We start from the raw sequence: 20,690 nt of genomic DNA, 5'->3' as shown, positions 1-20,690 counted from the left end.
AGTGACATGAGCCGAGATCGAGGTGTGCATGGCGCGGGAGAAGTGAGGATGAGCGAGCCCGGCAAGCGGGGAACGATCGCCACGCGTCTCGGCCGGCTGCTCCGGAAATTCCGGCATGACGTCCGCGGACTGGCAGCGGTCGAGTTCGGAATGATCGCGCCGGTGATGATGGTGCTTCTGATCGGCACCGTCGAAATCACGCGCGCGGTTGCGATCCATCAGCGTTTCGGTCTGGTCACCAGCATGGTCGCCGACCTCGTCGCGCGCGAGGAGAAGCTGACGAACGACGACGTCAAGGCCATCTACGCCATCGCCGATCTCGTGATGAGCCCCTACGATACCGAGCAGCTGCAGATCTCGGTTATCCCAGTGATGTCGAGCCCGACCAATGCGAGCAACACGCTCGTCTATCCGGAGATCACGAACCGCTACAATCGCAAACCGGGCGGCGAGTTGGCCAAATGCCAGTCCTATCCCTTGGGGGCGGGCATCGTTGGGAAGAACGAGGCCGTGGTGGTGGTCGAGGCGACCTACACGTTCGTTCCGCTCTTCCTCAACTTCATCATGGGGGAGACGCCGTGGAAGGAGACCGCGATGGCCAAGCCGCGCAAAGGGCTTTGCGTGATCTTCGATACCAAATGTCAGACTTCGTGCTTCTCGTGACGCGGCGAAATTGAACGCTGACCGCCAAAATAAGGCGCCGACAGACCAATACTGCGTTCAGAATATTGCAGTCGCTTTCGATCTTCAGTATGCTGTCACGATGGCTTGCGGGCAGGCACGATTTCGTGGGCTTTTGCGGCGATACCGGAACTGATTGAGCACGTCACCGGTTCGGTGAATCTCGGGGTCCGGTTTCGCCTTGCTTCGTTCCGTCCGTCTTTGACGGCGAATGCGATTCAGAAATTTTGGCGCAGCTTAAGTCGGTGAGTTCGTGAAAGGTTTTCCGGGCGCGTCTGACACATTCGAGCACCCTCAATAGACGCAAATGCAAGTTAGATGCATCTGGCTTTCGCCGCCTCGCTAACGTTGCCTGCGCTTTTTTCAGGATCCACGCTCTTGGGCTGTGACAGCTCTTCGGGTGCTGCGCACGGCTCGGTTGGTAAATGGCCTTACTGACTTGCGGGGTGCTTTGGTTTTCGATGGCACCCTATCGTTCTGGTCTTCATGCGCGAGAGAACCTCCATGGGCCGTCGATCGCTTCACACCGCAGAAGAGCTGAGGGAATTGATCATCGGGGCATCAACCGAGCTGATCCAGCAGTCTGGACTCGGCGGGCTTTCAGCCCGAGAAATTGCCCGGCGCATCAATTACTCGCCGGGCACGCTCTACAATTCCTTCGAGAACCTGGACGATCTCGTTCTCACCATCGAGGGACGCCTGCTCGACGGCTTGCTGCACGCTCTGGCATCGGTGCCGCAGGGCGGTGATCCGCGCGAGCGGGTTCACCAGATCGCCAATTGCTATCTGGCGTTCGCGGCGCGAGATCCCAATCTCTGGAACCTTCTGTTCGAGCACCACATCCCGTCCTCCCGGACCGTGCCGGACTGGTATCGCCAGAAGCTCGAAGCGCTGATGGGGAAGGTGGAGGACGCCTTGCTTCCTCTCTCCGAAGGGCTCAGCCCCGAAGAGGTGCGCCGTGCGGCGCGCGTGCTATGGGCGGGCATGCACGGGATCTCGTCTCTGTCGGCCGCGGACAAGCTCTCGATCATTGCGGCAGACGACGCGAGCGTGCTGATGGACGATCTCGTGCGGAACTATCTCGTAGGGTTCGAGGCGCAGCAGCGTAGTCACCGTGAAGGCGGCGAAGCCCGGCACGCCTAGCGCTTCGCTCGCTCAACGCGCGCGCGTCGATGATCCCGCGTCTCGCTTCTTGGCTGCTACCCAGCGTCACCTCTAGGGCGTCGTCTTGGGGGCTTCCTTCTGCGTGGGCGCGGCCGGAATCGCGCCCGTCGTGATGTCGGACGCTGGCGGCGTGGCGGCGATATAGCTCGGCACCTTCACCAAGCCGAACCAGCTCTCCTTGGGCAGCATGCGCTCGTTGAGCCCCGCCCACATATCGCGCGAGGAGAGGCCCGAGACGAATGCGCTGGGGGAAGGGGCGAGCCAGACGGCGAGCGCCAAGGCCGTGGCCATGCCGGCCGTCGCGTAGGGGTAGCGGCGGTCCACGAACTTGAGAGCCGTTCCGAAGGAGGACTTGATGCGCGTGTCCATCACGTCGACGGAATAGATCTCGTCGAGGGTGAGGTGCACGAGGTAGCCCACGAACATGAAGCCGCCCGCGAGCCAGGCGACGCCGGCATGTCTGTCGAGGACGTGGCCGAAGACGACGGCGGTGGCCGCCGAGCAGAACAGGGCGGCTATGATGGAATGCCAAATGCCGCGATGGACGGCGAGATTATGGAAGGCGGTGTGCAGCCCGTAGCGTATCAGCACCAGGGTGCCGAGCCACAGGATCCAGAGTTCCGCGATCGAGAAGCGGCCCGCAGCCGAAAACAGCACCGCGAACGAGAAGAAGATGCCGAGGCCGGAGAACATCGCACGGCTGGGCCGGCTGTCCTTGAGATCGATGTCGGGCAGCACCGAGCCCAGCACGCCCGCCATCGTGACCGCGATCAGGTTGTCGGGCGCGATGACGTCTGCGGCCAGTGTCAGCGTAGCCAGCGCGCCAGCGACGATGGTTCCTGCCGCGATGTGTGTCGTGAAATTAGCCATGGCGAAGCGCTCCTCGATCCGAAGCCATGCGCCGGCTTGCACCCCGCGGCGCTCATCCCATGCCTTCGGACCAGATTCGCGCACCAGGAGGGAGCTTGGGCGGTGCAATCGGTGTGGATAACACGCGTTCGCGCCGTTCCCCCGGAGAAGGGCGCTGAGACGCCGCAGGACGTGAGGGGTGGCGCTCGGCTTCCAACTCTGGCAGGAGAAGCCTCAGCTGCGCGCAATCGCGCAATCCTATCATAAGCTTGGACGACGGGACTTGCGGTGGCGGACCTGCGCACGACGAAAACAGTTCACCTGATCGGCTTCGCCAGCATTTTCGTGGCTCTGGCCGTCATGGGGCTCAAGTACGCCGCCTACCGGGTGACGGGCAGTGTCGCGCTCTACTCGGATGCGCTCGAGAGCATCGTCAACCTCGTCACTGCGGTCGCGGCGCTGCTCGCGATCAACATAAGCTCGCGTCCCGCCGACAAGAACCACCCGTTCGGCCATCACAAGGCGGAGTATCTCTCGGCGGTGCTCGAAGGGGTTCTCATCGTCGTTGCGGCCATCCTCATCATGCGCGAGGCCTACGACGCGTTCCTGAGGCCGCGCGAGATCTCCGAGTTTGGCTACGGTGCGCTGCTCAGTGTCCTCGCGACGGCCGGGAACGGCGGGTGGTCCGCCTTTCTGATCCGGCGCGGAAGGGCCTTGCGCTCGCCGGCGCTGGTTGCGGACGGGTGGCATCTCCTTACGGACGTGATGACCTCGGCAGGCGTGGTCGCCGGGCTGCTGCTGGCCTGGGCCACGGGTCTCAAGGTGCTCGATCCGCTGCTTGCGGTGGCTGTGGCCGCCTACATTCTCTGGAGCGGATCCAAGATCGCCGTGACCTCCATGAGCGGACTACTGGACGAGGCGGCGGATGGCGATATCGAGGCGCGCATTCGCGCCGCGATCAAGCGGAGCGGGAACGGCGCGCTGGAAGCCCACGACGTGCGTACCCGGCAGGCGGGGCGTGCCATCTTCATCGAGTTCCATCTTGTCGTGCCCGGCAGCATGACGGTGCACGCGGCACACGAGATCTGCGACAGGCTCGAAGCCGAGATCGAGGCGGAGATCGAAGGCTCGGAGGTGGTCATTCACGTCGAGCCTGAGCATAAGGCCAAGGATCATTCCAAGGGTACGATTCCGCTCTGACGCGCGGGATTTTGGCCATCTGCCCTAATTGATCACCCATCGCGGTGCAGTGTAGGGCCCTTTCGAGCGGAGCGCGCCATCTGATATGATGGGATATGCGTCACGCCGCTTCATTCGGGCCGCGCCGATCGGGTCTGCCGCACACCAGACCCATGGAGGCATGAGCCAAAAAGAAAGATGGCCGTCATGACACTCCGCCCATTTGCCGCAAGCCTGTTGCTGCTGTTCTGCTCCGTCTCCATCGTCAACGCTGCGCCTCAGGAACCGATCGGCTCCACCTTGTCGGTGGTCAATCTGGTGACAGCGGCCTTCAATCGCGATACGCGCACGCTGAGCACCGGAGACCGCGTCAACCAGGACGAGACCATCGAGGTGGGCCTCGATGCCTCGAGCGAGCTCAAGCTCGACGACGAGACCAAGCTGGCGCTGGGGCCCGGCTCGCACCTCACGCTCGACAAGTTCGTCTACGATCCCGCGAAGTCGAAAGGCTCCATCGTGCTCGACTTGGTGAAGGGCACGTTCCGCTTCATGACGGGCGTGGCCGAGAAGCCGACCTACGTTATCAAGACGCCCGCGGCCGCGATCACCGTGCGCGGCACCGTGTTCGACGTCTATGTGCAGGACGATGGGCTTTCGTGGCTGCTGCTGCACGAGGGCGCGATCCAGGTTTGCAATCAGCGCGGGCAATGCCGCGAGCTGAACGAGCCCGGCAAGCTTATCCGCATCACCGGAGACGGGGACGTGGGCTCGCCCGTCAAATGGGCGTCGCTCCCGGGGAAGGATACGGTTCCATTCGACACGGCGTTTCCGTTCGTCGCTAAGACGCCAAGCATCGATCCCAATCCCGTCTTCACGCGCGACGTGATCATTCTCGGCAACCTTCCCACGCCCGAGAAGCCCAAGAAGAAGACGGAGACCACGAAACCCACCAAGCGCGTGGAGCGCACGCGGACCACGCCGACCGAGACAAAGACGAAGCCGAAGAAGACCCGCACGGCGAAGAAGAACAGCTCCGATGACGACAGCAACATCGTCAAGGGCATGGACATCGTGATCGGGATTGGCGGCGGGATCGGGCGCGGCGGCTACAAGGGCGGCGGCGGACGCGGCATGGACAGCCCGATGCGGGGCGGCCGGACCGGCGGCAAGTACTAGAGCGTACCGCGATCCGATAGACTCGGATCGCACGCTCCAGCTTTTTTGATTTGTCGTATTTTCTAGCGGCCCACCGCTCCTTGCCGGCAGATGCGCCTTCAAAGGCGTATCTGGATTCCGGCCTTCGCCGGAATGACGTCATCGGGCGGACGCCCACGCGTCGACATCCTCACGGAACCGTCAGCCCGACGCAGGTCGGGCTCCAGCCACGTCTCAGTAAAAACCGACCGCCAGTTTCTGGGACGCTCTGTGCTCGAAGGCTCGGATCGCATGCTTTTGGATTGGCCGGAGTGTCTTGCGACGAACCGGCTGGATTGGCGTCCTCTCAGGACCTAAGCGCGGCCTCGTAGGTGTCGAGCAGAGCGTCGATCGAGACCGGGGATGCGGTTCTCGCGAGCGTCCGGCAGGCCGCGATCTCGCTCGCGGCCGTTGCGGTGTCTCGTCTCTCGAGGGCTGCGCGCAAAGCCGCGTAGCGGGCGGAGAGCGCCTTGAAGTCCGGTGTGGCCGCCAGCGTGTTGTCGCCCACGAGCGCGAACAACCGCTCCGGGCGATCCTTCCCGCGCAGGCGTGCCGCGGTCTCGATCTCGAGGAAGGCAAAGCCCACCGCCTCGCGTGCGGTGCGCTCGCCGGCGATGATGGGAGCACCGTAGATCTTGGTCGCGTCCTCGATGCGGGAGGCGACATTCACGGCGTCGCCGAGCACGGAATAGTCGAAGCGCTGGGGCGAGCCGACGTTGCCTACGCAGCAGGGGCCGGTGTTGAGGCCGATGCCGATGCGGACCGGATGATGGGGGGTGGCGGCTGCGGCGCAACGCGCGGCCTCCTCCCGATTGAGGCGGTCCATGGCTTTCTGCATGGCGAGCGCGGCACGGCAGGCGTTGGCGGCGTGATCGCGATCCGGCACCGGGGCGTTCCAGAAAGCCATCACCGCATCTCCCATGAATTTGTCGATGGTGCCGCGGTGATCGAGGATGATCTCCGAAAGCGGGGTGAAGAGGCGGTTGACGAAGCGGATGAGCGTTTCCGCGTCCATGCCTTCGGAGAGGCGGGAGAAGCCGCGAACGTCGGCGAACAGCAGCGTGACCTCCCGCGTCTCCCCGCCGAGCTTGAGCCGAGTGGGATCGGCGGCCAGTTCCTCGACCAGGGGCGCGGCGACGTAATGCCCGAACGCGCGTTTCACGCGGGCGCGGTCGGTCTCGGTGCGAATGAAGGAGAGGAGAGAACCCGAGAGATAGACGGCGAGCAGGGAGAGGGAGGGATAGACGGGGTCGAACAGGTAGCCGCTTTCGGCGAAGGCCAGCCATGAGCCCAGTGCGACGGCGGCGATGGCGGCGACGCCCGCGAGGGCGGCGGCGAGCGGGCCCAAGCGGCGGATGAGACCCGCGACGAGCGCGCCTGCCGCGAGGAGAAACAGAATCTCGGCGCCCGTGGCGAGTGCAGGGCGCGTGAGGTGTGCGCCGGAGAGCATCTGCTCGATGGCCTGGGCGTGGATTTCCACACCGGGCACCGATGAGGCGAGGGGCGTAGCTCTCAGATCGAGAAGGCCGGTGGCGCTCGCGCCGATCAGGACGTGGCGTCCGGCGAAGTCGTTCGGATCGAAGCTGCCGTCGAGGATTTTATGGGCGGACACGTAGCGGCGCGGATCGGGGCGTGCGTAGTTGAGCCAGAGCTGGCCGTCGCTGGCGGTGGGGAGCACGGTCGCGCCGACACGGACCGTTTCGACGCCGGTCTGCTGGCCGAACGCGAGCACGCCGCTGCCGCCGGAGGATCGGACGAACGCCGTGGTCTCGCCCATGCCGGTCCGGAGCGCCTCCAGCGAGAGGGTCGGATAGAGTGTGCCGGAGAGCGTGGCCAGGAGAGGAACCTGGCGAACGATCTGGTCTGCTGCGGGCAGCCAGTTGACGGCACCGATGCCCGCGGCTGGCGCGGCGAGTGCTGCGAGCGGCTCGATGGCGCCCGCGAACGACGGGACGAAGAGTGCGGGGTCGTCGCCGGCAGTAGCGAAGCGTGCCTTGGGCGGCCGGGGTGCGGGTCTGGCCGTCGCGTCTCCCGCGACGCCAAGCACCACGGGGAGGCGGGCCGCCGCGGTGGCCAGAAGCGTGTCGTTGGACGGCAGCGCGGCCAGCTCCGCCACGATGGGGGCGAGCTCGGCGCGGTGCTCGGCCTGGCGGGCGAGGGCTTCGGGCGAGAGGCGATCGGGCTCGGAGAGGATAAGGTCTATCGCGACGGTCTTGGCGCCGGCGTCCGCGAGGCGCTCGACGATGCGGGCAAGCTCGGAGCGTGGCCAGGGCCATTGGCCGATGGCGGCGAGCGACGCCTCGTCGATGTCGACGATGCGGACGGGGAAAGCGGGATCGGCTTCGCGCGGCTTGAGGTTGAGGTAGCTGTCGAAGATGGAAAGGCGCAGGCGTGCGACAGGGCTCGGGTCGAGGATCCGCAGTGCAACGGCGAGCCCCAGCACGGCCGCCGTAACGAGGACGTGCAGAGAGGGACGGCGCAGGGTCATCGCCAACTCAACCTTTGCATCAGAGGATGCATGTCCGGACCACGGCTCTAGCGGGGCGACGTCTCATCGTTCGGCAGCGAGCGTATCGTCTCTCTGTTCGGCCGGTCAGATGACGACCGTCGCCTTCGGACCCATGGCTGCCTGCACAGCCTTCAGGGGCCGCGCTGCGCGCCATACGTTCTCGATGCGGAACTGCTCGTGGCCGCCGCCGAAGATCGAGAGCTTGGCGTCGATGTCGCTGGTGCCGAGCCCCAGGATGCCGAGGCCCAGCAGCTTGTGGGCGATGATGTCGTCGCTGTAGCGGGTCAAGCGGATGTGCATGACGGACCAGCTTTCCGGCGCGCGGCCCAGCACGCTTCCGAACATCTGGACGCGCTCGACCTGGGTGCCGCGGACGCGCCAATAGCTCAGCCGGTCGACGATGAAGACGATGACGAACCAGACGATGAACAGCACCGAGGAGACCAGCAGGTAAAATGCGAGGTTCATGTGCACGAGAAGCGCGGGCGGCTCCGACCAGAGGCCGGGCGTGTTCATGACGACGTAGGTCGCGGCCCCGGCGCCGCCCATGAGGAGGAGCAACAGCAGCGCGTTGACGCCGCGTGCGCGCACCGAGGTGGCGACGATCACGAGCAGCAGGAGCAGTGTGAAGGAGAGGCCGACCCACGCGCTCGTATGAATGAAGAGGGGTTTTGCGTTCTGGCCTAAGGTGAGGCGCTCGCCCTGAAAATAGGTGAGGGCTGCGCAGAAGAAGCCATAGGCCCAGACGACCCACCAGTAGATGATGGGAGAGTGGGCGTAGATGCGGATTTCCGGGGCGCCTTGCGGCGCGGGCGCGGGTGCAGTTGCCTGGTCCGGCATTGCCATTGCGAGACGTCCTCCCCGTTTTATCGGGCGAACTGTCGCACCGGCTCCCGCAGCCTGTCAACGCAGGCTGACGGATATGACGATGTGGCAACAGGAGAGTTAACGGAGGCCGTATCAGCCGTTTCGGACGACCGTGCCCCAGAGGTCGTAGTCGTCGGCCTCGTCGATGTGAGCCTGCACGATGTCGCCGGGCTTCAGGTTCTGCTCGCCGTTGAGAAAAACACTGCCGTCGATCTCGGGCGCGTCCCACTTCGAGCGGCCGGTCGCGCCCTCCTCGTCGATCTCGTCGATGATGACGTCGATGGTGGTGCCGACGCGCGTTGCCAGGATTTCTTCCGAGACTTCCCGCTGCGCCGCCATGAAGCGATGCCAGCGCTCCTCCTTCACCTCTTCGGGCACGGCGCCCTGCAGCTCGTTGGCCTTGGCGCCCGAGACCGCCTCGTACTTGAAGCAGCCGACGCGGTTCAGCTTCGCCTCTCGCAGCCAGTCGAGAAGGAATGAGAAGTCCTCCTCCGTCTCGCCGGGGAAGCCGACGATGAAGGTGGAGCGGACGGCGAGATCCGGGCAGATCTTGCGCCAGTTGGCGATGCGTTCGGCCGTCTTCTCCTGATGCGCGGGGCGGCGCATGGCCTTCAGCACGGCCGGAGAGGCGTGCTGGAAGGGGATGTCGAGATAGGGGAGGATCTTGCCCTCCGCCATCAGGGGGATCACCTCGTCCACGTGCGGATAGGGGTAGACGTAGTGCATCCGCGTCCACACGCCGAGCTCGCCGAGCGCGCGGGACAGATCGAGGAACTTCGCCTTGAGCGGCGCGCCCTTCCATTGGCTCTCGGCATACTTGATGTCGAGGCCGTAGGCGCTCGTGTCCTGGCTGATGACGAGCAGCTCCTTCACGCCTGCCTTCACGAGGCGCTCGGCTTCCGCCATCACGTGGCTGGCGGGGCGGCTCGCGAGATCGCCGCGGATGCTCGGGATGATGCAGAAGGAGCAGCGATTGTTGCAGCCCTCGGAAATTTTCAGATAGGCGTAGTGGCGGGGTGTGAGACGAAGGCCCTCGGGCGGCACGAGGTCCACGTAGGGATCGTGCAGCGGCGGTACGGCATCGTGCACGGCCGTGACTACCTGCTCGTACTGGTGTGGGCCGGTGACGGCGAGAACGCCAGGATGCACCTCGCGGATGCGACCCTCCTCCACGCCCATGCAACCCGTGACGATCACGCGCCCGTTCTCGGCAATAGCCTCGCCGATGGCGTCGAGGCTCTCCTGCTTGGCGCTGTCCAGGAAGCCGCAGGTGTTGACGACGACCACGTCGGCGCCCGCGTAGTCGGGGGCAACCTGATAGCCTTCGGCGCGCAGCTTGGTGATGATGCGTTCGCTGTCCACCAGCGCCTTGGGGCAGCCGAGCGAGACGAAGCCCACCTTCGGGGCCGGTTTCGGCTCGCGCTGGGCAGGTGCAGGGGATGGATTTGCCGGGGCTCGGACGGTCATTCTAGGCCTTGAAGCGCGTGAAAGCGGCCTTCTACCACAGGTTCGGTTTCTGTGGAGCCCTCTGGTGAAGAGGCCGCAGGCGCGGGCGGGTCACGGATCAGCTAAACCCCTGTAACCTTGATTAAAAGTGCCAGCGCGGACGTTGCGAGCAGGACGCCCGGGATATCCCAGCGGCGCTTAAAGATCAGCACTGCCGCGACGGCCGAGAGGGCCACCACGCGCCAGTCGAGCGACGTCCACGCGGGGGTCCAAAGCTTCAAGTAGCCCCATTCCACGAGATCCACCTCGGCGAAGAAGACGTGGAGCGCGAACCAGACCGCGAGATTGAGGATCACCCCCACGACCGCCGCCGTGATGGCGGTGAGCGCGCCCGCGAGGCGTGGCTGGTGTGTGATCCAGTCGATGTAAGGCGCGCCGGCGAAGATCCAGAGGAAGCAGGGGGCGAAGGTGGCCCACACGGCGACGAAGGCGCCGAGCAGCCCCATGACGAGTTGCGGCTCGCCGCCGTTCCGGTAGGCGGCGAGATACCCGACGAACTCGGTCACGAGGATGAGCGGTCCCGGCGTCGTTTCCGCGAGACCCAGCCCGTCGAGCATCGCGCCCGCATCGAGCCAGCCGAAGCGGGTCACGACATCTTGCCCCATGTAGGCGAGCACGGCGTAGGCGCCGCCGAAGGTGACGACGGCGAGCTTGGAAAAGAAGAGGCCGAGCTGTGACAGCACGTGCTCGCGGCCGAAGACGGCAGAGATGATTGCGAGGGGTGCGACCCAGATTGCGCTCCAGAGGGCGATCGTGCGCAACGTCTTCGCCGTGGAGATGAGAGGAGACGCGTATGCGGTTTTGGCTGCCGCGATTGCGCTCGGGACATGGAAGAAGCCGAACAGCGCGGCGGCGAGCACGATGAGCGGGAAGGGGGCGGCGAGGAAGAAGATCGCGAGGAAGGAGAGACCTGCGATGAGCCAATGCACGCTGAGCTTGAGCGCGCGCCGCGCGATGCGCAGGAGAGCTTCGATCACGATGACGAGGACCGCGGCCTTGACGCCGAAGAAGAGGGCTTCCACAAGCGGCACGTTGCCGAACGCGGCGTAGATCATCGAGAGGGCGAGAACGATGAGCGCGCCGGGCAGCACAAACAAGAGGCCGGCCGCGAGCCCGCCCGCAAAGCCGTGGAGCCGCCAGCCGACGTAAGTGGCCAACTGCATCGCCTCGGGGCCGGGCAGCAACATGCAGAAGCTCAAGGCGCTGAGATAGCGGCGCTCGTCGAGCCACTGTTTCTCATCCACGAAAACGCGATGCATCAGGGCGATCTGGGCCGATGGACCGCCGAAGGACAGAATGCCGATGCGCGCGAACGTGGCCAGCGCCTCTCGGAACGACGGCGCAGAGACGGGTTCATGCTGCATCGAATGGGTTCGAGAAGGGATCTCGCTCGACATACGTACTCCTTCAGCCGGAGGGCCGATGGAGCGACGCTTGGGCGAATGCCTGACGGGGCGGTCGCAGTGGGAGCCCCATGGTCTGCGGTGCAAGATTATCGCGGCCCGCGGCCGCTCTTCAAGCCGCAAGGAGAGCGGCGCGAGACTTCCGTTCGAGCAGAAATATTGTCGTAGTTCTTTTACACGGATGTGACGGACACCAGCGGAGGCGGCTATTTCCGCAGCCCGTCGAGAAATGGCTTCATGGCGGCGAACCACTTGTCCGCCATCTTCTGCTGGCCTTGCGGATTGGGATGCGCCCAATCGAAGGTGTCGGAGCCGGGCTCGCCCGGTCTTTCATGCCAGTCGATGAAGTGGGGCACGGTGACGACAGGGGAGTCCGCGGTGCTGATCCGCTGGGCCAGTTCATCCAGCAACGGGCGTGAGGCGCGCGCGTTGCGGCCGTTGGCGATCATGTGTCCGATCAGAATGACCACGTGCGGGTTCTTCTCGCGCAGCATGGCGATGATGTCCTCAAGCGGGCGAATGATGGCGCGCCGGTAGCTCCAGGCGTGCTCGTCATTGCTGCCGAGGTGAATGAGGACGATGTCGGGCGCGGCCGGATAGGTTGTCATCCAGCCTTTGAGGTTGTCGCGCACCTCCGACGTGGTCCAGCCGTAATGGCCTTCATGGTCGAGGTCGAACGGCACGCCGTTCTTGTCGGGCCAGACGGCGTCCGCGTTGAGACCGGCGTGAAGCGAGCCGATGAAGTCTACCGGGTATCCGGCGTCCTTCAGCATGTAATAGAGGGGATAGCGGTAGGTGTATTCGGGCCGGTCGTTTCGGCCGCCCTGAGTGATCGAGTCGCCCAACGGCAGGACGTAGATCGGTCGTGTGCCGGATTGAGGAGCGGTGGCGGACGCGGCGGTATCGGCGAGCGCGTGCGAGGCGAACACGAGGAGGCAGGCGACGGCCCACGCGGCCCCGTGCAGGCAAAACCGCGCAGCGGATGGGGGGATGCGTGCTTGTGTGCGGGTGCGGATGATCATGGCGTGGCCCGGACTCGCCCGCGCCGCGAACCCTGGCAGTGAGACGCGGTCGACAGTCTCCACACGGAGACAAGCACGCGGACACGGTTTTGGCACCTTAAGGCGCGGGCTGGGGTTAATCCCGGCGCCTCACCGGCTCACGATTTGGTTCTGGCAAAGGTGCCGGGCGCGTCCTCGATGACGCCGAGGTTTTCGCCGGGCTCGCGGGGAGCCGTCCAGTCGCCGGAGTACTTGGTCAGCCACTCGACCCAGTACGGCCACCAGGAGCCGGGATGCTCCTTGGCCATGCGGACCCACTCGTCGAGCGTATCGGCCGCCGCCTTGTTGGCGGTCCAGTACTGGTACTTCATCTTGTCGGGCGGATTGACAACACCGGCGATGTGGCCCGAGCCCGCCAGCACGAACTCGACCGGGCCGCCGAGCAGTTTCGAGCCGATGAACACGGACTTGGCGGGTGCGATGTGGTCTTCCTTGGTCGCCAGCTCGAAGACAGGCAGCTTCACCTTCTTGAGGTCGAGCTTTACGCCGGCGAGTGTCATCTCACCCTTGGCAAGCTTGTTCTCGTTGTAAAACTCGCGCAGGTAGAAGGCGTGGTTGGCGGCGGCCATGCGCGTCGAGTCCTGGTTCCAGTAGAGCAGGTCGAACGGGAACGGCTTCTTGCCGAGCAGGTAGTTGTTGACGATGTACGGCCAGATGAGGTCGCGCGGCCGCATCATGTTGAAGACGTTGGCCATGCGCGAGCCATCGAGGAAGCCGCGCTCGGCCATCATCTCCTGCAGGCTGGTGAGCTGGCTGTCGTTGGTGAAGAGCAGCAAGTCTCCCGCCTTCGAAAAGTCGAGCTGCGTGGTGAGGAACGTCACCGAGCGGAACGGCTCCTCGCCGCGGGCGGCGAGATAGGCGAGCGTGGAGCCGAGCAGAGTGCCGCCCACGCAGTAGCCCACCACATTGATTTTCTCGACGGCGGTTTCGCGCTTCACGGCATCGGCGGCAGCAAGAATGCCTTCGAGCATGTAGTCCTCGAAGGTCTTGTGCGCGAGGCGCTCGTCCGGATTCACCCAGGACACGACGAAGACCGTGAAGCCCTGATCGACCGCGTACTTCAGAAGGCTCTTCGGCGGCGTGAGATCGAGGATGTAGTATTTGTTGATCCAGGGCGGCACCACGAGCAGCGGCACCTCGCGCACCTTGTCGGTGCTCGGCGCGTACTGGATGAGCTGGAATACGTCGTTCTGGAACACCACCTTGCCGGGCGTGGTGGCCAGGTTCTTGCCGACCTCGAACGCGGTGGTGTCCGTCTGGCTGATCTTGAGCAGATCGCCGGACTTCTCCATGTCGTGCACCAGGTGGGCCATGCCCTGCACGAGGTTCTGCGCGTTGGTGGCAAAAGTCTCGCGGACGACTTCCGGATTGGTCATCGGGAAGTTGGAGGGAGAGAGCGCGCTCGAGAGCTGGCGCAGATAGAACTCGGCCTTGTGGCGCTCCTGCTCGTCCAGCCCCTCGGTCTGCTGAAGCACATCCTCGGCCCAATGGGTCGTGAGCAGATAGGCCTGCTTCCAGAAATCGAAGTAGGGGTTCGAGGACCACTCGGGGTCCTTGAAGCGATTGTCGGAGGGCTCCGGCTCGGCCACCGGATCGACCTTCTCGCCCAGGAGGCGGCGGATCGAGTTGTTCCAGAGATCGAGATAAGAGGTGACGAGCGCGGTCTGGGCTTCGGCCAGCTTGCTCGGGTCCGTGAGCCAGAGGCGGGCGATGTCGGCCAGTGTCTTGGTCGCCTCGTTGACCTCGCTCGCCGCCGAGAAAGGGCTGATCTTGGCGTCAGGCCGCTCGAGGAACTCGGCCATTGCGCGCCCGCCCTCCTCGAAAAGGCGCAACATGTTGCGCGCGAACTCCTCGGGGTTTTCGATCCGGTAGGGAGTAGTGGGCGAGGTAGTGTCTTGGGTCATGGCCACCAAGATAAGAGGTCCATGTGACAACGCCTAGTAGGATGAAAGGAGTACGCGCAAAACGGGCGAGATGTGCACAGCTCCAGGGCCTCCCGGCCCCTGCCTCTGGACGTTTATGCCCGGCTCAGCGTAAATACAGGGAGCTGGAGCCCCGCGGTTTCCTGGCCGGATGGCGGGTGACCGTCGTGCGCCCGGATGACCATGTGCTCGGACGACCGCCGCGTGCGATACGCTGCCCCAGGACCGGCTGTCGTGCGCGTGCCGCAACAAGCCAAGAGATGATCTCGTGATCGACGACTTCCACCGCATCAAGCGCTTGCCGCCTTATGTTTTTGCCGAAGTGAACCGCCTCAAGGCGTCGGCGCGAGCGCGCGGGGCGGACATCATCGACCTCGGCATGGGCAACCCCGATCTGCCGACGCCGCAGCACATCGTCGAGAAGCTCGTCGAGACCGTGGCGAAGCCCCGGACCCACCGCTACTCGGCGTCGAAGGGTATTCCTGGTCTGCGCCGCGCTCAGGCCGCCTACTACGAGCGCCGGTTCGGGGTGAAGCTCGATCCGGAGACGCAGGTGGTCGCGACGCTCGGCTCCAAGGAAGGCTTCGCCAACATGGCGCAGGCGATCTCTGCGCCGGGTGACGTGATCATCGTCCCCAATCCCACCTATCCCATTCACGAGTTCGGTTTTCTGATCTCGGGCGCGGTGCTACGGCACGTGCCGGCCGGGAACGGCGACGATTTCCTGCGCGCGGTCGATCATGCCGTGCGCCATTCGATTCCGAAGCCGCTCGCCGTGGTGCTGTCCTATCCGTCTAACCCGACGGCGATGACGGCCGATCTCGCTTTCTACAAGGAGGCGGTTGCGCTCGCGAAGAAGCTCGACCTGATCATCCTCTCCGACCTCGCCTATTCGGAGATCTACTTCGACGACAATCCGCCCCCTTCGGTGCTGGAGGTGCCGGGCGCGATGGACATCACCGTCGAGTTTACGTCGCTCTCCAAGACCTACAACATGCCCGGCTGGCGCATGGGCTTCGCCGTCGGCAACGAGCGGCTGATCGGTGCGCTCGCCCGCGTCAAATCCTATCTCGACTACGGTGCGTTCACGCCCATCCAGGTGGCGGCGGCCGCAGCCCTCAATGGGCCGCAGGACTGCGTCGAGGAGATCCGCAAGACCTACAAGAGCCGCCGGGACTGCCTGGTGGAGAGCTTCGGCCGTGCAGGCTTCCCGGTTCCTCCTCCGCCGGCCACCATGTTCGCCTGGTGCCCCATCCCCGAGCCGTTCCGCGCGCTCGGCTCGGTGGAGTTCGCTAAGCTATTGATTGAAAAGGCGGATGTTGCCGTTTCGCCCGGCCTCGGCTTCGGCGAGTACGGCGAGGGGTATGTGCGCATCGCCCTGGTCGAGAACGAGCACCGTATCCGGCAGGCGGCCCGCTCCATCAAGAAGTTCCTGGCTCAAACACCTGAAACACTGCATAACGTCATCCCAATTCAGCAAAAAGCCAGCCGCTAGTCGTTTCAGATTAACCAGCCATGTCAGAGCCTTTGACCCTCGGCGTTGCCGGACTCGGCACCGTCGGAATGGGCCTCATTCAACTGCTTTCGGCCCATGCGCCGCGCCTCGAGAAGATGCTGGGCCGCCGGATCACGGTGGCCGGCGTTTCGGCGCGCTCGCGCAGCAAGGAGCGGGGCGAGGGACTGGGGGATGCCCGCTGGTTCGACGATCCGGTAGCGCTGGCGAAGGACCCGTCGATCGCGGTGTTCGTCGAGCTGATCGGCGGCGAGGACGGTGTGGCAAAGGCGGCTGTCGAGGCCGCGCTCAAAGCCAGGAAGCACGTGGTGACGGCCAACAAGGCGCTGCTCGCCAAGCATGGCGTCGCGCTGGCCCGCCTTGCCGAAGAGAACGGCGTCGCCCTCAATTTCGAGGCGGCTGTCGCTGGCGGCATTCCGATCATCAAGATGCTGCGCGAGGCGCTTGCGGCCAACGAGGTGCGGCGCGTCTACGGCATCCTGAACGGCACCTGCAATTTCATTCTCTCGAAGATGACGGACGAGAAGCGGGCCTTCGCCGATGCGCTCAAGGAAGCGCAGGAGCGCGGCTACGCGGAGGCCGATCCGTCGTTCGACATCGGCGGTTTCGATGCCGCGCACAAGCTCTCGCTTCTCACCTGCCTCGCCTTCGGCACGACACTCGCTTTCGACCAGATCCACGTGGAAGGCATCCAGCACATCACCTCCGCCGACATCGAGGCGGCGACGGAGCTCGGCTACTGCATCAAGCTACTCGGCGTCGCGGTCGAGACTGCGCATGGGATCGAGGCGCGCGTGACGCCGGTGCTGGTGGCGGAAGAATCCGCGCTCGCGGAAGTCTCGGGCGTTACCAACTGCGTCGGCATCGACGGCGACTTCGCGGGTAACCTTCTGCTCGTCGGTCCCGGGGCGGGCGCGAAGCCCACGGCCTCCGCGGTCGCGAGCGACATCGTGGACATCGCGCGCGGTCTCGTGATGCCGCCGTTCATCCGGCCCACGGCCGCGCTGGAATCCGCCAGGAAGCTCAATCTCAAAGCGCACCAGGGCAACTATTACGTGCGGCTTTCGGTCTACGACCGGCCGGGTGCCATGGCGGCCATCACCAAGCGCATGAGCGACGAGAACGTGTCGCTTGAGAGCATCGTTCAGAGGCGGCCCGGCGCGGTGCATCCGGGCCAGGCCTGGGAGCCGCCGCCCGGCGCGGCGGAGCCGGCCGTCAATGTTATACTCATCACGCACGACACAACCGAGGATGCAATGCGCAAGGCGCTCCGAGCCATCGAGAAGGATGGTAAGGTGACGGAGCGTCCGCAGATGATCCGCATCGAAGATCTTTGAGAGCTGACTTGGGTCAAGGGAACTCCATGGCGAAGGACAATGGCGACGTCGGGCTGGACCGCATGCTGGTGCTTGAGGTCGCCCGTGTGACGGAGGCGGCGGCCATCGCGGCGGCGCGTCTCTCCGGCAGGGGCAACGAGAAGGCGGCGGACAAGGCCGCGGTGGACGCCATGCGCCACGAGCTGGGGCGCGTCTCTCTGCGCGGCACTGTCGTCATCGGCGAAGGCGAGATGGACGAAGCGCCGATGCTCTATATCGGCGAGGAGGTCGGCAACGGCACCGGGCCGGAGGTCGACATCGCGGTCGATCCGCTCGAGGGCACCACGATCTGCGCCAAGCTGATGCCGAACGCGCTTGCCGTGCTTGCCATCTCGGAGCGGGGCGGCCTGCTGCACGCCCCGGACATGTACATGAACAAGATCGCCGTCGGGCCGGGCTATCCCGAGGGCGTCGTCGATCTCGATGCGCCGGTGCCGCAAAACCTCGCGGCGCTCGCCAAGGCGAAGGGCGTGCCGGTGAGCGGCATCACCGCCTGCATTCTCGACCGCCCCCGTCACGCGGAGCTGATCAAGGCCGTGCGTGAGGCCGGGGCTGCGGTGCAGCTCATCCCCGACGGAGACATCGCGGGCGTGATCTGGACCACCGATCCGGAAGAGACCGGCATCGACATCTACATGGGCTCGGGCGGCGCCCCCGAAGGCGTGCTGGCCGCCGCGGCGCTGCGCTGCATCGGCGGGCAGATCCAGGGCCGGCTGATGCCCTCGAACGATGGCGAGCGCGAGCGCGCGCACAAGATGGGCATCACCGACATCCGCAAGAAGTTCACGCTCGCGGACATGGCCTCGTCGGACGTGATTTTCGCGGCGACGGGGGTGACCAGCGGCTCGCTGCTCGATGGCGTGAAATTCCGCGGCCAGACCGCCGAGACCGAGACGCTGATCATGCGCTCGAAGACCGGCACGGTGCGCCGCATCCGCAGCAAGTTCCGCGACTACGGGCAGCGCCTGCCCGCAAGCCGCGACTAGGGGCGTCCGCCTACTTTGCTTCGAGTTTGAAGCCCGGTACGTCGATGCGGACGGCCGTGCGCTGGCTGTCGTAATAGAGATAGCCGAGCACGCCGATGCCGACGAGCAGCAGCGCGATGATCAGGTTTTTCGGGTCGCTCATGGCGGGGCCTTTTCGCTGTGACGGTTCTGCACCTCTGCCATAAGCCCGGCGAGGGAACAAGCGCGGCCGCTGTGGACGATACATCCTTAGGGAATCGCCTTCCTGGGCCGGGCGTGGGAGCCTTGCCTATTGCGAATCGGGCGGGGGCATCTCGGATATGACGGCACTTCGGAAAGCGCGCGTCTCTCAGCAGGTAGAGCCTGCGGAGGCGGCATTCCTGGGGGTGGTTCAATCGGCGCGGGGCTACCGGTGGAGCGAGACGCTGGAGCCCGCCCGCGCCAAGGATGCCATCGCCATCAGCCAGCAGCACAACCTGCCCGAGCTGCTGGGGCGGGTGCTGGCCGCGCGCGGGGTCGGTCTCGACGACGTGCCGGTGTTTCTCGACCCCACGATCCGGGTGCTGATGCCCGATCCATCCTCGCTTACCGACATGGATAAGGCGGCGCGCCGTCTGGCGGACGCGATCACCAAGCGGGAGCCGGTTGCCATTTTTGGCGACTACGACGTGGACGGGGCCTGCTCCTCCGCGCTCATGGCGCGCTTCCTCGCCCACCATGACACGCCGAGCCGCATCTATATTCCGGACCGCCTCACGGAAGGCTACGGCCCCAACGCGTCGGCGTTCGAGCAATTGATCGGCGAAGGCGCGAAGCTGATCGTCACGGTCGACTGCGGCACGACCAGCGTCGACGTGCTCGCTGGCGCGGGCAAGCGGGGCGTGGACGTGGTGGTGATCGACCACCATCAGGCGGACGAGGTGCTGCCCGCGGTGCACGCGCTCGTCAATCCGAACCGGCTCGACGACATCTCCGGGCAGGGACATCTCTGCGCGGCGGGCGTTGTGTTCCTGGTGCTGGTGGCAACGGTGCGCGAGCTTCGCAAGCGCGGCTACTATGCGAACGTTCGCGAGCCGCAGCTCATCGGCGATCTCGACCTCGTGGCGCTGGCGACGGTGGCCGACGTGGTGCCGCTCAAGGGGTTGAACCGTGCCTACGTCACCAAAGGGCTCGCGGTGATGGCGGGCCGCGACAACGTGGGGCTGCGGGCCTTGTCGGATGCGGCGGGGCTCGGCGAGGCGCCGAACGCCTATCATCTCGGGTTCATCCTGGGGCCGCGCATCAACGCGGGCGGGCGCATCGGCGACGCGGCGCTGGGGGCGAAGCTGCTTTCGACCGAGAACGAGGGAGAGGCCGTGCGCATCGCCGCGGTGCTCGACCGCCTCAACAAGGAGCGCAAGGAGATCGAGCAGGCCGCACTCGAGGAAGCCACCGCGGCGGCCGACCGTATGCTCGAGGAGACGCCTGATCTCGGTGTTCTCCTGGTCGGATCGCCCGACTGGCATCGGGGCGTCGTCGGCCTGATCGCGAGCCGCCTCACGGAGCGCTTCAAGCGGCCGTCCTGCGTGATCTCGTGGGACAAGGACGGCGCAACAGGCGCGATGACGGGGACGGGCTCGCTTCGCTCCGTCTCAGGCATCGACATCGGCGCCGCGGTCCGTCACGCGGTTGCGGCAGGGCATCTGCTCAAGGGCGGCGGGCACGCCATGGCGGCGGGCCTGACTGTGGACCACGCCAAGCTCGACGCTCTCAAGGCTTTCTTCGCGGCGGAGCTCGCGGGGTCGGCGGCGCGTCTCGCCGAGCGCGCGTCCCTTGCCATCGACGGCGCGCTGACGCCTTCGGCCGTGACCGACGCGCTCGTGGATCTCCTCGGCAGGGCCGGTCCCTACGGCCAGGGCAATCCGCAGCCGCGCTTTGCGTTTCCGGCGCATCGGGTGAAGTTCGCGAAGCCGGTCGGGACAGCCCACATCCGCTGTGTGCTGGAAGCGGGCGACGGTTCGCGTCTCGATGCTGTGGCCTTCCGGGCCGCGGGACAGCCGCTCGGTGACCTTCTCATGGAGGCGGCGGGCGGGCTCCCCGTTCATGTGGCAGGACAACTCAGGCGCGATACCTGGGGCGGGCGGAACCGCATCGAGCTGCAGATCGAGGATGCGGCCGATCCGCGGAAGCAAAAGCCTTAATTTCCAGGCGGCTGTGCGCGAAAATGGCGCGCCGGAGCGGAGCGACAGGGCAGCGCTTGCGTCTTGCGGCAAACCTCCCTATACCACCGGCTGCCGTTGGCTGACGCTGTCCGCCGCGAGAACGGTCCCTTCGTCTATCGGTTAGGACGTCAGATTTTCAATCTGAAAAGACGGGTTCGACTCCCGTAGGGACCGCCATGAATTTCTCCATTTAATTCAGTCTATTGAAGTGCTCCGCGCAGGAGGCGGCCGAAGTTGCGCGCCCACATCGCGCACACGTCGTGGATTCAATCCACGCCTCCGCGTGGGAGGCGACGAGGC

General features: G+C 65.4%; 16 protein-coding genes and 1 tRNA gene. 9 read left to right on the top strand and 8 right to left on the bottom strand.

Going from position 1 to position 20,690, the window contains the following annotated elements; translation table 11 throughout:
• Positions 1 to 48 precede the first annotated feature (48 nt).
• Positions 49 to 663, top strand: coding sequence for a TadE/TadG family type IV pilus assembly protein (locus F812_RS0115105; RefSeq protein ID WP_020086820.1), 615 nt, complete (start codon positions 49 to 51; stop codon positions 661 to 663).
• Positions 664 to 1,185: 522 nt separating this feature from the next.
• The gene (locus tag F812_RS24095) at positions 1,186 to 1,824 is read left to right on the top strand and encodes a TetR/AcrR family transcriptional regulator (RefSeq protein ID WP_020086819.1); all 639 of its coding nucleotides are present in this window, start codon (positions 1,186 to 1,188) and stop codon (positions 1,822 to 1,824) included.
• Positions 1,825 to 1,896: 72 nt separating this feature from the next.
• On the opposite strand, the gene F812_RS0115095 is transcribed toward F812_RS24095, so the two are convergent.
• Positions 1,897 to 2,715 carry a metal-dependent hydrolase gene (locus F812_RS0115095; RefSeq protein ID WP_051113852.1) on the bottom strand — a complete coding sequence of 273 codons (819 nt, stop codon included), beginning with the start codon at positions 2,713 to 2,715 and terminating at the stop codon, positions 1,897 to 1,899.
• Between the two features lie 267 nt (positions 2,716 to 2,982).
• Between F812_RS0115095 and F812_RS0115090 the strand changes: the two genes are divergently transcribed.
• Both F812_RS0115090 and F812_RS0115085 read left to right on the top strand, forming a co-directional pair.
• The gene (locus F812_RS0115090; RefSeq protein ID WP_020086817.1) at positions 2,983 to 3,894 is read left to right on the top strand and encodes a cation diffusion facilitator family transporter; all 912 of its coding nucleotides are present in this window, start codon (positions 2,983 to 2,985) and stop codon (positions 3,892 to 3,894) included.
• A 186-nt stretch (positions 3,895 to 4,080) separates the two neighbouring features.
• Positions 4,081 to 5,049 carry a FecR family protein gene (locus F812_RS0115085; protein WP_026868161.1) on the top strand — a complete coding sequence of 323 codons (969 nt, stop codon included), beginning with the start codon at positions 4,081 to 4,083 and terminating at the stop codon, positions 5,047 to 5,049.
• A gap of 325 nt (positions 5,050 to 5,374) precedes the next feature.
• Here the strand turns inward: F812_RS0115085 and F812_RS0115080 are convergent, their stop codons facing one another.
• The 6 genes from F812_RS0115080 to F812_RS0115055 form a co-directional block, all read right to left on the bottom strand.
• Complete coding sequence (locus F812_RS0115080; RefSeq protein ID WP_020086815.1) at positions 5,375 to 7,555, bottom strand: CHASE2 domain-containing protein; 2,181 nt, start codon at positions 7,553 to 7,555, stop codon at positions 5,375 to 5,377.
• A gap of 105 nt (positions 7,556 to 7,660) precedes the next feature.
• Positions 7,661 to 8,422, bottom strand: a complete 762-nt coding sequence (locus F812_RS0115075; RefSeq protein ID WP_020086814.1) for a hypothetical protein — start codon at positions 8,420 to 8,422, stop codon at positions 7,661 to 7,663.
• 114 nt (positions 8,423 to 8,536) lie between these two features.
• A complete protein-coding gene (gene rimO, locus F812_RS0115070; protein ID WP_083929208.1) occupies positions 8,537 to 9,910 on the bottom strand; it encodes a 30S ribosomal protein S12 methylthiotransferase RimO in 1,374 nt (457 codons plus the stop codon).
• A gap of 101 nt (positions 9,911 to 10,011) precedes the next feature.
• Complete coding sequence (gene chrA / locus F812_RS0115065; RefSeq protein ID WP_020086812.1) at positions 10,012 to 11,313, bottom strand: chromate efflux transporter; 1,302 nt, start codon at positions 11,311 to 11,313, stop codon at positions 10,012 to 10,014.
• Positions 11,314 to 11,558: 245 nt separating this feature from the next.
• Complete coding sequence (locus F812_RS0115060) at positions 11,559 to 12,374, bottom strand: GDSL-type esterase/lipase family protein (RefSeq protein WP_020086811.1); 816 nt, start codon at positions 12,372 to 12,374, stop codon at positions 11,559 to 11,561.
• Positions 12,375 to 12,511: 137 nt separating this feature from the next.
• Complete coding sequence (locus F812_RS0115055) at positions 12,512 to 14,317, bottom strand: PHA/PHB synthase family protein (protein ID WP_026868159.1); 1,806 nt, start codon at positions 14,315 to 14,317, stop codon at positions 12,512 to 12,514.
• A gap of 286 nt (positions 14,318 to 14,603) precedes the next feature.
• Between F812_RS0115055 and F812_RS0115050 the strand changes: the two genes are divergently transcribed.
• From F812_RS0115050 to glpX, 3 genes are read left to right on the top strand one after another with little or no spacing between them, the layout of a single operon-like run.
• Positions 14,604 to 15,830 (top strand): LL-diaminopimelate aminotransferase, encoded by a 1,227-nt coding sequence (locus F812_RS0115050; RefSeq protein ID WP_020086809.1) that lies wholly within the window; start codon positions 14,604 to 14,606, stop codon positions 15,828 to 15,830.
• Between the two features lie 20 nt (positions 15,831 to 15,850).
• Positions 15,851 to 17,185 carry a homoserine dehydrogenase gene (locus F812_RS0115045; RefSeq protein WP_020086808.1) on the top strand — a complete coding sequence of 445 codons (1,335 nt, stop codon included), beginning with the start codon at positions 15,851 to 15,853 and terminating at the stop codon, positions 17,183 to 17,185.
• Between the two features lie 26 nt (positions 17,186 to 17,211).
• Positions 17,212 to 18,210 carry a class II fructose-bisphosphatase gene (gene glpX / locus F812_RS0115040; RefSeq protein WP_020086807.1) on the top strand — a complete coding sequence of 333 codons (999 nt, stop codon included), beginning with the start codon at positions 17,212 to 17,214 and terminating at the stop codon, positions 18,208 to 18,210.
• A 10-nt stretch (positions 18,211 to 18,220) separates the two neighbouring features.
• Here the strand turns inward: glpX and F812_RS27135 are convergent, their stop codons facing one another.
• Positions 18,221 to 18,352, bottom strand: coding sequence for a hypothetical protein (locus F812_RS27135; RefSeq protein ID WP_020086806.1), 132 nt, complete (start codon positions 18,350 to 18,352; stop codon positions 18,221 to 18,223).
• A gap of 157 nt (positions 18,353 to 18,509) precedes the next feature.
• Here F812_RS27135 and recJ point away from each other — a divergent pair, with 157 nt between their 5' ends.
• Both recJ and F812_RS0115025 read left to right on the top strand, forming a co-directional pair.
• On the top strand, positions 18,510 to 20,369 hold the full coding sequence (gene recJ / locus F812_RS0115030) for a single-stranded-DNA-specific exonuclease RecJ (protein WP_020086805.1): 1,860 nt from the start codon (positions 18,510 to 18,512) through the stop codon (positions 20,367 to 20,369).
• Between the two features lie 123 nt (positions 20,370 to 20,492).
• Positions 20,493 to 20,567, top strand: a tRNA-Glu gene (locus F812_RS0115025).
• Positions 20,568 to 20,690: the final 123 nt, after the last annotated feature.

The sequence above is a fragment of the Hyphomicrobium zavarzinii ATCC 27496 genome (assembly GCF_000383415.1).
Classification (GTDB): Bacteria; Pseudomonadota; Alphaproteobacteria; order Rhizobiales; family Hyphomicrobiaceae; genus Hyphomicrobium_C; species Hyphomicrobium_C zavarzinii.
The sequence above is the reverse complement of the archived record's forward strand: the minus strand, read 5'-3'. Positions and strand labels throughout refer to the sequence as shown.

What these genes read in the sequence shown, in the direction of transcription:
- F812_RS0115105 (WP_020086820.1), top strand. Translation starts at nt 49, where the DNA reads ATGAGCGAGCCCGGCAAGCGGGGAACGATCGCCACGCGTCTCGGCCGG.
- glpX (WP_020086807.1), top strand. Translation starts at nt 17,212, where the DNA reads ATGGCGAAGGACAATGGCGACGTCGGGCTGGACCGCATGCTGGTGCTT.
- chrA (WP_020086812.1), bottom strand. Translation starts at nt 11,313, where the DNA reads ATGCAGCATGAACCCGTCTCTGCGCCGTCGTTCCGAGAGGCGCTGGCC.
- F812_RS0115095 (WP_051113852.1), bottom strand. Translation starts at nt 2,715, where the DNA reads ATGGCTAATTTCACGACACACATCGCGGCAGGAACCATCGTCGCTGGC.
- rimO (WP_083929208.1), bottom strand. Translation starts at nt 9,910, where the DNA reads ATGACCGTCCGAGCCCCGGCAAATCCATCCCCTGCACCTGCCCAGCGC.
- F812_RS0115055 (WP_026868159.1), bottom strand. Translation starts at nt 14,317, where the DNA reads ATGACCCAAGACACTACCTCGCCCACTACTCCCTACCGGATCGAAAAC.
- F812_RS0115060 (WP_020086811.1), bottom strand. Translation starts at nt 12,374, where the DNA reads ATGATCATCCGCACCCGCACACAAGCACGCATCCCCCCATCCGCTGCG.
- F812_RS24095 (WP_020086819.1), top strand. Translation starts at nt 1,186, where the DNA reads ATGGGCCGTCGATCGCTTCACACCGCAGAAGAGCTGAGGGAATTGATC.
- F812_RS0115045 (WP_020086808.1), top strand. Translation starts at nt 15,851, where the DNA reads ATGTCAGAGCCTTTGACCCTCGGCGTTGCCGGACTCGGCACCGTCGGA.
- recJ (WP_020086805.1), top strand. Translation starts at nt 18,510, where the DNA reads ATGACGGCACTTCGGAAAGCGCGCGTCTCTCAGCAGGTAGAGCCTGCG.
- F812_RS27135 (WP_020086806.1), bottom strand. Translation starts at nt 18,352, where the DNA reads ATGAGCGACCCGAAAAACCTGATCATCGCGCTGCTGCTCGTCGGCATC.
- F812_RS0115080 (WP_020086815.1), bottom strand. Translation starts at nt 7,555, where the DNA reads ATGACCCTGCGCCGTCCCTCTCTGCACGTCCTCGTTACGGCGGCCGTG.
- F812_RS0115075 (WP_020086814.1), bottom strand. Translation starts at nt 8,422, where the DNA reads ATGGCAATGCCGGACCAGGCAACTGCACCCGCGCCCGCGCCGCAAGGC.
- F812_RS0115085 (WP_026868161.1), top strand. Translation starts at nt 4,081, where the DNA reads ATGACACTCCGCCCATTTGCCGCAAGCCTGTTGCTGCTGTTCTGCTCC.